At 73.6% G+C, this 13,076-nt stretch carries 12 protein-coding genes; 5 read left to right on the top strand and 7 right to left on the bottom strand.

The window, feature by feature from the left end; translation table 11 throughout:
- Positions 1-75: 75 nt before the first annotated feature.
- The gene (locus tag ACFUC1_RS10590; RefSeq protein ID WP_379119427.1) at positions 76-912 is read left to right on the top strand and encodes a DNA-formamidopyrimidine glycosylase family protein; all 837 of its coding nucleotides are present in this window, start codon (positions 76-78) and stop codon (positions 910-912) included.
- A gap of 19 nt (positions 913-931) precedes the next feature.
- On the opposite strand, the gene ACFUC1_RS10585 is transcribed toward ACFUC1_RS10590, so the two are convergent.
- Positions 932-2,050, bottom strand: coding sequence for a TerC/Alx family metal homeostasis membrane protein (locus tag ACFUC1_RS10585; protein WP_379119425.1), 1,119 nt, complete (start codon positions 2,048-2,050; stop codon positions 932-934).
- Positions 2,051-2,348: 298 nt separating this feature from the next.
- Between ACFUC1_RS10585 and clpX the strand changes: the two genes are divergently transcribed.
- Positions 2,349-3,626 carry an ATP-dependent Clp protease ATP-binding subunit ClpX gene (clpX, locus tag ACFUC1_RS10580; protein ID WP_379119423.1) on the top strand — a complete coding sequence of 426 codons (1,278 nt, stop codon included), beginning with the start codon at positions 2,349-2,351 and terminating at the stop codon, positions 3,624-3,626.
- An 87-nt stretch (positions 3,627-3,713) separates the two neighbouring features.
- Here the strand turns inward: clpX and ACFUC1_RS10575 are convergent, their stop codons facing one another.
- The 5 genes from ACFUC1_RS10575 to ACFUC1_RS10555 are packed head-to-tail and all read right to left on the bottom strand — an operon-like array spanning position 3,714 to position 7,823.
- Positions 3,714-4,229: a hypothetical protein gene (locus tag ACFUC1_RS10575; protein ID WP_379119421.1), complete on the bottom strand. Its 516-nt coding sequence runs from the start codon at positions 4,227-4,229 to the stop codon at positions 3,714-3,716.
- On the bottom strand, positions 4,229-5,602 hold the full coding sequence (locus tag ACFUC1_RS10570) for a DUF58 domain-containing protein (protein WP_379119419.1): 1,374 nt from the start codon (positions 5,600-5,602) through the stop codon (positions 4,229-4,231). Before ACFUC1_RS10570 ends, ACFUC1_RS10575 begins: the two co-directional genes overlap by 1 nt.
- Positions 5,599-6,597, bottom strand: coding sequence for an AAA family ATPase (locus ACFUC1_RS10565; RefSeq protein WP_379119417.1), 999 nt, complete (start codon positions 6,595-6,597; stop codon positions 5,599-5,601). Before ACFUC1_RS10565 ends, ACFUC1_RS10570 begins: the two co-directional genes overlap by 4 nt.
- Positions 6,598-7,101 carry a hypothetical protein gene (locus ACFUC1_RS10560; protein ID WP_379119415.1) on the bottom strand — a complete coding sequence of 168 codons (504 nt, stop codon included), beginning with the start codon at positions 7,099-7,101 and terminating at the stop codon, positions 6,598-6,600. It abuts the gene before it with no gap.
- A complete protein-coding gene (locus ACFUC1_RS10555; protein WP_379119413.1) occupies positions 7,098-7,823 on the bottom strand; it encodes a DUF4129 domain-containing protein in 726 nt (241 codons plus the stop codon). Before ACFUC1_RS10555 ends, ACFUC1_RS10560 begins: the two co-directional genes overlap by 4 nt.
- A gap of 284 nt (positions 7,824-8,107) precedes the next feature.
- On the opposite strand from ACFUC1_RS10555, the gene ACFUC1_RS10550 reads away from it, so the two are divergent.
- From ACFUC1_RS10550 to ACFUC1_RS10540, 3 genes are read left to right on the top strand one after another with little or no spacing between them, the layout of a single operon-like run.
- Positions 8,108-9,112 (top strand): sigma-70 family RNA polymerase sigma factor, encoded by a 1,005-nt coding sequence (locus tag ACFUC1_RS10550; protein WP_379119411.1) that lies wholly within the window; start codon positions 8,108-8,110, stop codon positions 9,110-9,112.
- A gap of 7 nt (positions 9,113-9,119) precedes the next feature.
- Positions 9,120-9,698, top strand: coding sequence for a TIGR03086 family metal-binding protein (locus ACFUC1_RS10545; RefSeq protein WP_379119409.1), 579 nt, complete (start codon positions 9,120-9,122; stop codon positions 9,696-9,698).
- A 45-nt stretch (positions 9,699-9,743) separates the two neighbouring features.
- Positions 9,744-10,445: a hypothetical protein gene (locus tag ACFUC1_RS10540; RefSeq protein WP_379119407.1), complete on the top strand. Its 702-nt coding sequence runs from the start codon at positions 9,744-9,746 to the stop codon at positions 10,443-10,445.
- On the opposite strand, the gene valS is transcribed toward ACFUC1_RS10540, so the two are convergent.
- A complete protein-coding gene (valS, locus tag ACFUC1_RS10535; protein ID WP_379119406.1) occupies positions 10,376-13,006 on the bottom strand; it encodes a valine--tRNA ligase in 2,631 nt (876 codons plus the stop codon). The genes ACFUC1_RS10540 and valS overlap by 70 nt on opposite strands.
- Positions 13,007-13,076 lie beyond the last annotated feature (70 nt).

Here is a 13,076-nt window from a genome sequence, read left to right as displayed (position 1 = left end):
GCATACGCATGTCCGGGGCCGGGTTGGCGCCGTGGCCGGCGAGCGGGACCGCGGCCGGGCACCGAGACTGTCGGGGTGCCGAAGCTGCCCGAGGTGGAGAGTGCCCGCGCGGTCGTCGAGGCGACCGCGCTGGGGCGCCGGATCGCCGACGTCGACGACAGCGACACGTGGGAGTGCCGCCCGCACGCGCCCGGTGAGATCGGGGAGGCCCTCGTGGGCCGTCGCCTCACCGCGGCCCGCCGTCGGGGCAAGTCGATGTGGTGCGACACCTCCGGCACCGGTCGCTCGGCCACGCCCGGCCCCGCCCTCGGCCTGCACCTCGGGATGAGCGGCCGGATCCTGGTGACCGACGCGGACGGACGGCTGACGGAGGGCGGCGACTACCTGGGGCGGGGCGTCGCCGGCGCAGGTCGCCAGGCCGACCGCAACCCGGTGTGGGTGCGGTTCGCCCTCGTGTTCGAGGACGGCGGGACGTTGCGGCTGTTCGACAAGCGGCGGCTCGGGCGGGTCCGGCTCGACCCCGAGGTCGACGCGCTCGGCCCGGACGTCCTCGACGTCCGGGTCGGGGAGTTCCGGGAGCTCGTGGGGCGCGGGAGGGCTCCGGTCAAGGCGCGCCTGCTCGACCAGTCGGTGCTCGCCGGGGTGGGCAACCTGCTCGCCGACGAGACCCTGTGGCAGGCAGGCATCGACCCCCGCCGCCGGGTCGACGAGCTCGACGACGACGACCTCAGCCGCTTGCACCGGGCCCTGCGCCGCGCCACCCGGGCGGCGATCGCCCGCGGAGGGGTCCACACCGGAGAGGTCGTGCCGCACCGCGGCCGTGGCGGGCACTGCCCCCGCTGCGGCGCCGAGATGGCCTGCGCCACCGTGGGTGGCCGCACCACGTGGTGGTGCCCCGTCGAGCAGGTCTGAGCCGCGCAGCCCCGGCGGGTCAGGACTGCGGCTGGCGCTCCGCTGTGGGGCCGGCCTCGTCGGCCTCGACCGCGCCAGCGCCCACGACCCCGCCTGCGGCCCCGTGCCCGTCCAGGGCGCGGCGGGAGGCGACCAGGCTGGTCGCGGTGACCAGCGCCAGGACGCCCACGATGACGCCGAGCGAGACCGGCGTCGGGACGACCGGCACGGCCGGCCAGGTGCCGTGGGCCCAGTGCAGGACGAGCTTGACGCCGATGAAGCCGAGGATCGCGGCGAGCCCGTAGCCGAGGTGCATGAGCCTGGACAGCGCGCCCTCGAGCACGAAGTACAGGGCACGCAGGCCGAGCAGGGCGAACGCGTTGGTGGCGAAGACGAGGTACGGGTCGCCGGTGATGCCGTAGACGGCGGGCACCGAGTCGATCGCGAAGACGATGTCCGTGCCGAGGATCGCCACGGTCACCAGGGCGAGCGGCGTGAGCGCCCGCCGGCCGCCGCGGCGCACCGTCATGCGCGGGCCCTCGTAGGTGTCGGTGACCGGCATGAACCGGCGGAGCAGGCGGACGCTGCGCAGGTTGGCGGTGTCGACGTCGTGGCCGGACCCGCGCAGGGCGTCCCGGAGCAGCTTGACGCCGGTGGCCAGCAGGACCAGGCCGAACAGCAGGAAGGTCCAGTCGACATGGGCGAGCATCTGCGCCCCGAGGGCGATGAACACGCCACGGAGCACCAGCGCGCCGACGACGCCGATGAGCAGGACGCGCTGCTGCAGCTCGCGCGGGACCGCGAAACCGGCCAGGACGAGCATGAAGACGAAGAGGTTGTCGACCGACAGCGACTTCTCGACGAGGTAGCCTGTGTAGTACTCCAGCCCGGTCTGGCTTCCGAAGCGGCTCCAGATCCAGGCTCCGAAGGCCAGCGGCAGGGCGATGTAGAAGGCCGACCACGCGGCAGCTTCGCGCATGGACACCCGGTGCGGGCGCCGGGTCAGCAGGAAGTCCAGCACCACCAGCGCCAGCACCGCGGCGAGGGTGACGCCCCACAGCACGGGGCTGGCGACGGAGGGGCCGGAGGCCGAGGGGTCGGCCGCCGCGGACGGGTACGCAGCGGCGAGAGGGGGAACGGCGAGGGGGAGAGCGGTCATGGTCGTCCTCGGATCGGTGTCCGAGGTCTCCTTCACCGCTGGGCGGTGCCGGGCCGGGAACGCTGTGGAGCGCTCGTACTGACCGGTCCGGGCTTGGGAAGTACTCCCCTCGTTGACGATTCTACGGTATTCACGGACCGTTGTCCGCTCTGAGCGGACAAGGCAGACCCCGGCAGGGTCTCGGCGATTCAATGGGGAGAATGGAGTGGTCCGGCGGGTACCGTCGGACCTGCTGCCGCGGCACCGGGCAGCACCGGAGGCGGGCACCGCGCCCGCACCAACACACGGAGGACGTCGCGTGGCACGCATGGGAGAGAGCGGCGACCTGCTGAAGTGCTCGTTCTGCGGGAAGAGCCAGAAGCAGGTCAAGAAGCTCATCGCAGGACCGGGCGTGTACATCTGCGACGAGTGCATCGACCTCTGCAACGAGATCATCGAGGAGGAGCTCGCCGAGTCCTCCGAGCTGGGCCTGGACGAGCTGCCCAAGCCGCGCGAGATCTACGACTTCCTGCAGAACTACGTCGTGGGGCAGGACGTCGCGAAGAAGGCCCTGGCCGTCGCCGTCTACAACCACTACAAGCGGATCCAGGCTGGTGAGCACGCGGGCGGCAAGAAGGACGCCGAGTCGGTGGACATCGCCAAGTCCAACATCCTGCTCATCGGGCCCACCGGCTGCGGCAAGACCTACCTCGCCCAGACCCTGGCCAAGATGCTCAACGTGCCGTTCGCCATCGCCGACGCCACCGCCCTCACCGAGGCCGGCTACGTCGGTGAGGACGTCGAGAACATCCTGCTCAAGCTGATCCAGGCCGCCGACTACGACGTCAAGAAGGCCGAGACGGGCATCATCTACATCGACGAGGTCGACAAGATCGCCCGCAAGTCCGAGAACCCCAGCATCACCCGCGACGTCTCCGGCGAGGGCGTGCAGCAGGCGCTGCTGAAGATCCTCGAGGGCACGACCGCGTCGGTCCCGCCGCAGGGCGGCCGCAAGCACCCGCACCAGGAGTTCATCCAGATCGACACGACGAACGTCCTGTTCATCGTGGGCGGCGCGTTCGCCGGCCTGGAGAAGCTCATCGAGTCGCGCAACGGCAAGAAGGGCCTGGGCTTCGGGTCCGAGCTGCACACGCCGAAGGACCTCGCCGAGTCGATCCACGAGGTCATGCCCGAGGACCTCATGAAGTTCGGGCTCATCCCCGAGTTCATCGGCCGCCTGCCCGTCATCACCACGGTCAGCCCGCTCGACCGCGAGGCGCTCGTGACGATCCTGTCCGAGCCGCGGAACGCCCTGGTCAAGCAGTACAAGAAGATGTTCGAGATCGACGGCGTCGAGCTCGAGTTCACCGACGACGCCCTCGAGGCGATCGCCGACTCCGCCCTCAACCGCGGCACCGGCGCCCGCGGGCTGCGCGCGATCATGGAGGAGGTCCTCCTCCCGGTCATGTTCGACGTGCCCAGCGACGACGGCATCGCCAAGGTGGTCGTGACCCCCGAGGTCGTGCGCGAGAACGTCCTGCCGACGATCGTGCGCCGCGACGAGGAGCCCAAGCGCACGCGCAAGCGCTCCGCCTGACCCCCCGGCGGCCTCCGTCCCGTCAGACAGACCAGCCCCGACGGCACGTGCCGTTGGGGCTGGTGCGTTCCTGCCGGTGCGCCGAGCTCAGTGCTGCGGCTCGCGGGCGACCAGCCAGACGCCCAGCGCGAGCAGCGCGGTGCCGGCGATCGCGGCATACGTCAGCGTGCCCTCACCAGGGGTGGCACTGCCGCTGACGACGCTGGTGACGGCCCAGACCGGCACGCAGCCGGCCACCACGACCGCCGTGCGACGGCTCCAGCGGCGCACCGCCGCCGGCGGCACCGGGGCGCCCTGCGGGTAGGCCGCGGCGAGCGCGGCGCTGGTGTGCAGCAGCAGGGCGAGGAGGGCGGCCACGACGGCGAGCAGCCACGCGCGCCCGCCCACCGGGGTCGGCACCGTGGTGAGCCAGTGCAGCAGGTGCGCTGCGAGCAGGACCGTCACCGCGTGCGTGCCCGGCCGCAGCGCGGCGTATGCCGTGAACACGACGAGCAGCCCCGCCAGCGCCCACAGCGGGCTGGCGGCGGCCAGCACCGTGACGACGGCGAGCCCGACGGAGGCGGCGGCGAGCACGGCCCGCAGGACAACGTGCGAGCGGGCCATCAGCGGCTCACCACCCGGGGGGCGCGGGAGCGGCGGCCGAGGTCGCGGAGGACGAGGTCGAGGGTGCCCGGACCCGTCCAGGGCACGATCGGCACGCCGGCGTCCCGGGCGCGCAGCATCTCCCGCTCGCGCTCCAGGAGCCGGATGCGCCACGCGAGCCGGGCGCCCACCGGGTGGTCCTGGACGGACGTGAGCTCGGCCAGGCGGTCCTCGGGGAGGTCCGGGCGGCCGAAGTCGGCCGGCAGGGTGTCGATGGCGACGACCGCCACTCCGCGCCGGGCGAGCGAGACGGCGTGGGCCAGCACCTGGACCGAGACGGCCGGGGTGAGGACGACGACGAGGGTGCCGGCACCGACGTGGTGGCGCAGCTGGCCGCGCAGGCGCTTCTCGTCGCTCACCGTGCTGTCGGCGACCCGCACCCGGGAGAGCACGTCGAGCAGGCGGCGCAGGTGGTTGTTGCCGGCTGCGGCCCGGACGCGGGGCAGGTCTCGCGCCCCGAGGACGAGCAGCCCGACGCGGTCGCCGGTGCGCAGGTAGTGCTCGGCGATGGCCCCGGCCGCGCGGGCGGCGTTGTCGAGGCTGCTGCTCGTGCCGCCGGGCCCGCTGCTGCGGCCGAGGTCGTGCATGGCGTCGACGAGCAGCAGGATCTCGCTGTCCTGGTCGGCGTGCGTCGCGGTGACGTGCAGGGTGCCCGTGCGGACCGACACCGGCCAGTGCACGCGGCGCAGGCGGTCGCCGAACCGGAACGGGCGGATGTCTGCGAGCTCACCGCCGTCGCCGAGGTGGGCCGAGCGGCTGCGCCCGACGAGGCCGTCGGGGTGCGGGACCTGCGCGCGGGCCGTGAAGTGGTCCGGCAACGGCACGGTCGAGACCGGTTCGGAGCTGACCGGCTCGGGCTCCCAGGTGAAGGCGCCGAACGCGCTGCCGACGGCGATGGTGGCCGGCCCGAGGCTGCGGTGGCCCCACCGGGTGCTCTGGCAGGCCAGGTCGAGCCGGGTGGGCTCCCGGTCGGGCGTGAGCGCGGCACCCTGGGCGCGGCTGGCCGGCGTGTAGCTCGTGTGCGGGGTCGGCAGCAGCGCCACGCCGAGGTCCTCGGCACCCGGGGCCGGCTGCACTGTGGTGGTCCAGGCCGTGGCCTGACCCTCCCGCAGGACCGTATGGCGCACCCCCGCGTGCACCTCGGGGGAACGGTTCGGGCGCAGGGCCAGGGCCCACACGGCGACGACGACGAGCGGCGCGCCCAGCGCGACGGCGTCGGGCCGGCGCAGCAGCACCCCGGTCGCGAGCAGCAGGAAGCCGAGCAGCGTGGCGCGCACGTGCGCCGGCGTGGCCTGCCAGTGCGCGTGCAGCCGGCTGCCGACAGGTCCGCTCACGGGCGCTCGAACCCGCTGCGGGCGCCGGCGCCGGTCGCGGCAGGCGTCGGCACCGACGTGAGCACCGAGTCCACGACGCTCGCGGCGGACACGTCGTTCATCCACAGCTCGGGGCGCACCGCCACGCGGTGGTCGAGCGCGGCGTGGGCGACGGCCTTGACGTCCTCGGGGGTGACGTAGTCGCGGCCGCGCAGCACGGCATACGCGCGGCTCGTGAGCAGCAGCGCGAGCGAGCCGCGCGGCGAGGACCCCATGAGCAGGTTCTGGTGGCTGCGGGTGGCCGCGACGAGCTTGACGCAGTACTGGCCGACGCCCTCGTCGACGGTGACGGTCTCGACCGCGGCCTGCATCGCGAGCAAGCCCTCGGCGTCGGTGACCTGGGCGACCTGCTGCTCCTCCTGCCGGCGGCCCATGCGGCGCTGGAGCACCTCCCACTCCTGCGGCGCGGTGGGGTAGCCGAACGAGACGCGCAGCAGGAAGCGGTCGAGCTGGGCCTCGGGGAGGGGGTAGGTGCCCTCGTACTCCACCGGGTTGGCCGTCGCGAGCACGTGGAACGGCTTCGGCAGGTGGAACGTCTCGCCCTCGACGGTCGCCTGCCCCTCCTGCATCGCCTCGAGCAGGGCGGACTGGGTCTTCGGGGGCGTGCGGTTGATCTCGTCGGCGAGCAGCAGCCCGGTGAAGAGCGGGCCCTTGCGGAACGTGAACTCCGACGTGCGCTGGTCGTAGAGGAACGACCCGGTGAGGTCGCTGGGCAGCAGGTCGGGGGTGAACTGCGCCCGCGCGAACTCCAGCCCCAGCGCCTGGGCGAACGAGCGCGCGGCCAGGGTCTTGCCGAGCCCGGGGAAGTCCTCCATGAGCACGTGGCCGCCGGCGAGCACGCCGGAGAGGACGAGCTCGAGGCTGTGCCGCTTGCCGACGACGGCCCGCTCGACCTCGGCCAGGATCGCACCGGCCCGCTCGGTGACCTCGGTCAGGGACAGGGTGGTGGTGCTCACTCAGATCTCCTCCAGGGTGGTGATGAACGCCTCGACGCGGGCGGCGGTCAGCCGGCCCGTCGGCGGGTCGGCGAGGTATGCCGTGAGATCCGGGCCGAGGGCCGCGCGCACGTCGGCGGCGTCGCCGCCGGACAGGCTGAGGCCCCGGCGGCGGCGCAGCCGCTCGTCTGCGAGCGCGCGCAGGGTCTCGTGCAGCCGGGCCCGGGCGACCGCGTCCCCGGCGACGCCGGCGTCCACGGTCTCGGCGAGGCGGGTGACCCGCACGTCGCTGCCACGGGCGGCCGTGGGGTCGGTGAAGGTGTTGGACCAGTCGGTCACGTGCTGGTGCTGCCACAGCCACTGGGCCAGGACGGCGAGGGCGGCCACGACGCCCACGCAGCCCAGCAGGATGGCGGGGTTCACGAGGGCGGGGACCAGCGCGAGCAGGAGCCCCACCAGGACCGCGGCGCAGAGCGCGACGGCGAGCTGGCCGGTCGCGGGCAGGGCCCGGAGGCGGGCGATCACCGGCGTCCCTCGGCCATGCGCTCGCGGGCCGGGCGCGGGGGGCGGCCGCGGGCGATGTCGCCCTGGACCTGCCTGAGCGCCTCGCGGGCCTGGGTCCGCAGGTCCTCGCCGATCTCGTGCCGGGAGAAGCGCGCCTCTCGGTAGAGGGCTCCGAGCCGGTCGAGCGCCCCTGCGTCGACCTCGAGCCGGCGCAGGACGGTGCCGACGAGCTCCTCCGACGTGCGGGACCGGTCCTCTCCGATGCCGGCCGAGCGGGCCGCGTCCTCCAGGGCGACCCAGGCCGCCACCACCGCGTTCGCCGGGGTGCCCGTGGCGAGGAGCTCCTCGCCCTCGCGGGCGGCGGCGAGCATGACGTCGGGGGTGACGTCTGCTGTGGTGGCCGGCCCCTCGTCGGTCCGTGCCGTGGTCCGCAGCTGGGCAACGACCGCCCGGCCGACGGCCACCAGCACGGCGAGCACCACGAGGACGAGCACCACCTTCACCGACCACGCGACCACCTCGGCGACCGCGGACGACTGGGGCGCGGTGCGTCCCTTGGTGCCGAGCTGCCTCACGGTGCCCTGGATGGCGCCCGAGGCGTACTCCTCGCCGGGGGCCCTGGAGCCGGGGCCGCTGAAGTCCTGCCGCGCGAAGACGCCGACCGGGCCGGCCGAGGAGACCCACGCGGACAGCAGCAGCGTCACGCCGGCGCCGCCGAGCAGCGCCCATGATGTGCGGTTCACACCCTTGCCCCGTCCCCTTCGAGTCCTGGACCGACCCTAGGGAGCACGCGTCCGGGTGGCAAAGGAGTTGTCGGCCGGTGGAGGTGATTCGTTATAAAGGCACCTGCGGCGGGGATGCCGGGAAGCGGCGGGGGATGCCGGGAAGCCGCAGAGATGCTGGGAAGCGGCGGGGGATGCCGGAAGGTCGCCGGACGTGCAGCGATGAGTTCTGCGCCGTGCTCCGGTCTGACCCTGCGAGACACCCTGCGGCCTACGCTGGGACGGGGACCGATGGAGGAGACGGCATGACCGAGGTGCGCGAGCGGGCGGCGGCGGAGGACTTCCCGGAGCTGTCCGACGCCTACCGGCGCGAGCTGACCGCCCACTGCTACCGCATGACGGGCTCGATCCACGACGCGGAGGACCTGGTCCAGGAGACCTACATCCGGGCCTGGCGCGCCTACGGCGCGTTCGAGGGACGCTCCTCGGTGCGCACCTGGCTCTACCGGATCGCGACGAACGTGTGCCTGTCGTCGCTGGAGGGCAAGGACCGGCGGCCGCTGCCGACGGGCCTCGGCACGCCGGCGAGCGACCCGGGGGAGCGCGTCGTCGCCTCCACCGAGGTGGCCTGGCTCGAGCCGGCACCCGACCCGCTGGTGGCGGCCGACACGGCCGACCCGGCGAGCATCGTCGCCGAGCGCGACAGCATCCGGCTTGCGTTCGTGGCGGCGCTGCAGCACCTGCCCGCGCGGCAGCGTGCCGTGCTCATCCTGCGCGACGTGCTGCGCTGGCGCGCTGCGGAGGTCGCTGAGGCGCTGGACACCACCGAGGCGGCGGTCAACAGCGCACTCCAGCGGGCCCACGCACAGCTGGCCAGGGTCAACGTCACCGCCGACACGGTGGAGGACCGTCTCGACGACGACCAGCGCGCCCTCCTCGACCGGTACGTCCAGGCCTTCTGGGACAAGGACATCAGCTCCATCGTCAGCATGCTCACCGCCGACGCGGTCTGGGAGATGCCGCCGTACCCGGGCTGGTACCGCGGCGCCGAGACCATCGGCCGGCTCATCGACACCCAGTGCCCCGGTGGCGTGCACGAGATGCCCATGGTCGCCACGTCGGCCAACGGCCAGCCGGCGTTCGGGCTGTACATGCGCCAGCCCGACGGCACGTTCACGCCGTTCCACCTGCAGGTGCTGACCGTGACCGACGGCCGGGTCAGCCACGTGGCGGCGTTCTTCGACGTGCGGCTCTTCGAGACCTTCGGCCTGCCCGCGGTGCTGCCCGCGGACCACGTCGCCACGACGTGAGCCTGCGATGACGACCGCGACCGGTGTGGGCCGGCCGCCGGGTGCGGTCGAGCTGCTCGAGCGTGCGGTCGCGTACACCGGTGCCAGCCTGCGCCTGGTCACGGAGGCCGACCTGCGCAACGCGACCCCGTGCGCCGAGTGGGACCTGCTCACGCTGCTGCTGCACATGGAGGACTCGCTCGACGCCATGGCAGAGGCGGCGCGGGCGCCCCGGCTCGAGCTCGTGCCGCGGGCGCCGGGGGAGGGCGGCAGGGCGCTGCTCGACCGCATCTGCGCCCGGGCCCGCGCGCTCGTCGGGTGCTGGTACCCCGCCAGGGATGGCGAGGTCCGCCTCGGCGACCTGGGGCTGCCCCGCGACCTGCTCGGCGCCGTCGGGGCCCTCGAGATCACCGTGCACGGCTGGGACGTGGCGCAGGCGATCGGGCAACCGCGACCCATCCCGCCCGGACTGGCGATGGACCTGTGGCCGGTCGCCCGGGACGCCATCACCGACGCCGACCGTCCGCTGCGGTTCGGGCCGGCGCTCGACGTGCCGGACTGGGCGGCGCCGCAGCACCGGCTGCTCGCCCACGCAGGACGCTGCTGACCCGCGTGGTGGACGACCCCGTCGGCACCGGCAAGGATGGGCCGCATGACCACGGGCTTCCGGTTGCGCAACGGTGACGTCGGCCCGGTCCAGCAGAGCCCGGTGACCTGCGGCTCCGCCTGCCTGACCGTGGCCCGGATGCTGGTCAACCCCGAGTTCGCCCGGTGGATCACCACGGGGGAGGGGCCCCGGGCCGACGCCCCGCCCGGGGCCACCGAGCAGGAGCGGTTCGCGGCCTACGAGCGGGTGGTCATGCGCCGCACGAACCGGCTGTTCTCCGGCGGGGGACGGCTGAACCTGCCCTGGCCACGCGCCCTGGGCACGCCGCCGTGGGGCGCCCTCAAGGAGCTGGAGTTCGGCGCGGCCCGCCGGGGCACGCACTACCAGGTGCGGCCGCTGCGGCAGCTGGGCCATGGCGGGCTGGCCGCCGCCCACGCGCGCCTGCTGGACGTCGTCGCGGACGGCGAGCCGGCCCTGCTGTACATCGGCTCGGCCACGCTGCCGCGCCACGTCACCCTCGTGCTGCCGGGCGACGGCGACCGGCTGCTCGACGTCTACGACCCGGCCACCGGCCAGGTCACGCTGCTCGACGAGGCACGGTTCACGACCCGAGCGCTGGGCATCGCCGGCTGGGACGTCCCGTGGATCACGGTCCAGCCCGACGGCGCCCGCAGGGTTCAGGCCTTCGGCTTCTCCACCGGGATCAGCTCGGCGTCGCGCGCCTCGGGCGTCTCCGCCTCGGCGTAACCCACCGCACCGGTCACCCGGCCGGCCGCGCGCAGGTCGGCCTCGGCCTGCTGCACCCGCTGCGCCCACGCGTCGGGCCCGGCCAGCGTGATCGCGGCGACCTCGGCGCGCATGCCGACCTTCGCCTCGGACTTGGCCTTGCGGATGCCGGCCAGGGCCTCACCGACCGCGACGAGGACCTCGGGGTCCCCGCCCACGCCCGCCGCCACGTCGTCCGTGGTCGGCCATGCGGCGCGGTGCACCGAGCCCTCGTGCCACCAGGACCAGACCTCCTCGGTGACGTACGGCAGCATCGGCGCGAACAGGCGCAGCAGCACGTCGAGCGCGATGCGCAGGGCCGCGCGGGCGGAGGCCGCCTCGCCCTCGCCCTGGCCGCCGTAGGCGCGGTCCTTGACGAGCTCGAGGTAGTCGTCGCAGAAGGTCCAGAAGAACGACTCGGTGACCTCGAGGGCGCGGGTGTGGTCCCACGCCTCGAAGCCCGCGCTCGCCTTGGCGACGACGTCGCCGAGCGCGGCCAGCATCGAGCGGTCGAGCGGGTTGGTCACCGCGGTGGCGAGGTCGCCGTCGACCTCACCGAACGAGAGCGCGAACTTGGTGGCGTTGAGGATCTTGATCGCCAGCCGGCGCCCGACCTTCATCTGCCCGGTGTCGTATGCCGCGTCGGCGCCCAGGCGCCCGCTTGCCGCCCAGTAGCGCACCGCGTCGGCGGAGTGCTCCTTGACGACGTCCTCGGGGGTGACGACGTTGCCCTTGGACTTGCTCATCTTCTTGCGGTCCGGGTCGAGGATCCACCCGGACAGCGCGGCGTTGCGCCACGGCACGGAGCCGAACTCGAAGTGCGAGCGCACCACCGTGGAGAACAGCCAGGTGCGGATGATGTCGTGCCCCTGCGGGCGCAGGTCCATCGGGAAGACGAGGTCCATGAGGGCGTCGTCACCGCGCCAGCCGCCGGCGATCTGGGGCGTGAGCGAGGACGTCGCCCACGTGTCCATGATGTCGGGGTCCCCGACGAAGCCGCCGGGCTCGCCGCGCTGCGACTCGTCGTAGCCGCCTGGGGCCTGCGCGGCCGGGTCGACCGGCAGCTCGTCCTCCGAGGGCACGATCGGGGTGTCGTAGACCGGCTCGCCGTCGGCGTCGAGGGGGTACCAGACCGGGATCGGCACGCCGAAGAACCGCTGGCGCGAGATGAGCCAGTCGCCGTTGAGGCCGCTGACCCAGTTCTCGTAGCGCGAGCGCATGAAGGCCGGGTGCCACTCCAGCTCGCGACCGCGCTCGATCAGGGCGGCGTTGAGCTCGGCGTCGCGGCCCCCGTTGCGGATGTACCACTGGCGCGAGGTGACGATCTCCAGCGGCTTCTCACCCCGCTCGTAGAAGTTGGCCTTGCGCTGGGTGGGCGTCGGCTCGCCGTCGAGGTCGCCGGACTCGCGCAGCGCGGCCACGATCGCCTCGCGCGCCCCGAACGTCGACTTGCCGGCGACCTGCTCCGCGAACAGGGTCTCGCCCGGGCCACCGGCGAGCCACTCGGGCACCTCGGCCTGGATCCGGCCGCTGCGGGTGATGACCGAGCGCGTCGGCAGCTGCAGCTCGCGCCACCACAGCACGTCGGTGAGGTCGCCGAAGGTGCAGCACATCGCGATGCCGGCGCCCTTGTCGGGCTCGGCCGCCGGGTGCGCGAGCACCGGCACCTCGACCCCGAACAGGGGTGAGCGGACCGTGGTGCCGAACAGCCCGGCATACCGCTCGTCGTCGGGGTGGGCGATGAGGGCGACCACGGCGGGGATGAGCTCGGGACGGGTGGTCTCGATGTACACGGGGTCGGCGCCGTCGGCGCTCGGGTGGAAGGCGACCCGGTGGTAGTGGCCGGGGTAGTCCTTGGCCTCGAGCTCGGCCTGGGCCACGGCGGTCTGGAAGGTCACGTCCCACAGGCCCGGGGCCTCGGACTGGTAGGCCTCGCCGCGGGCGAGGTTGCGCAGGAACGCCTGCTGCGCGGTCGCGCGCGAGCGGTCGTCGATGGTGCGGTAGGAGATGCCCCAGTCGAAGGACAGGCCCAGGCGGCGGAAGAGGCTCTCGAAGGCCTCCTCGTCCCGGACCGTCAGCTCGTCGCAGAGGTCGATGAAGTTCTGCCGCGAGATCGGCTGCGCGTCGGCGGCCTTGGTGCTCTTGACGTCACCACGGTGGGCGGGCGTGAAGTCCGGGTCGTAGGGGAGTGAGGCGTCGCCGCGCACGCCGTAGTAGTTCTGCACGCGCTTCTCGGTCGGCAGGCCGTTGTCGTCCCACCCGATCGGGTAGAAGACGTGGAAGCCCGACATCCGCTTGTACCGCGCCATGCAGTCGGTGTGCGTGTAGGAGAACACGTGCCCGATGTGCAGCGACCCGGACGCGGTCGGCGGCGGCGTGTCGATCGAGAAGACGCTCTCGCGACCGGCGGCGGCAGCGGCCTCGCGGTCGAAGGTGAAGGTGCCCTGCTCGCGCCATACCTGCGTCCACTTGTCCTCGAGCCCGTCGATCGAGGGGCGGTCGGGGATCGTGGCGGCGCGAGGCGTCGTGAGGGCGTCGGTCATGGACCGAATCCTCCCATCCGCGGGCCCGCGGGTACCAACCGGTTCGGCCCGCCCGCGGAACGACGGTCGG

The sequence above is a fragment of the Pedococcus sp. NPDC057267 genome (genome assembly GCF_042668795.1).
Lineage (GTDB): Bacteria > Actinomycetota > Actinomycetes > Actinomycetales > Dermatophilaceae > Pedococcus.
Note: the sequence above shows the minus strand (reverse complement) of the source record. Positions and strands in the feature narration are given on the sequence as shown.

Bases quoted from the DNA above. Each gene is read 5' to 3' on its own strand.
- ACFUC1_RS10540 (WP_379119407.1), top strand. From the start codon at position 9,744: ATGACCACGGGCTTCCGGTTGCGCAACGGTGACGTCGGCCCGGTCCAG.
- valS (WP_379119406.1), bottom strand. From the start codon at position 13,006: ATGACCGACGCCCTCACGACGCCTCGCGCCGCCACGATCCCCGACCGC.
- ACFUC1_RS10550 (WP_379119411.1), top strand. From the start codon at position 8,108: ATGACCGAGGTGCGCGAGCGGGCGGCGGCGGAGGACTTCCCGGAGCTG.
- ACFUC1_RS10575 (WP_379119421.1), bottom strand. From the start codon at position 4,229: ATGGCCCGCTCGCACGTTGTCCTGCGGGCCGTGCTCGCCGCCGCCTCC.
- ACFUC1_RS10545 (WP_379119409.1), top strand. From the start codon at position 9,120: ATGACGACCGCGACCGGTGTGGGCCGGCCGCCGGGTGCGGTCGAGCTG.
- ACFUC1_RS10585 (WP_379119425.1), bottom strand. From the start codon at position 2,050: ATGACCGCTCTCCCCCTCGCCGTTCCCCCTCTCGCCGCTGCGTACCCG.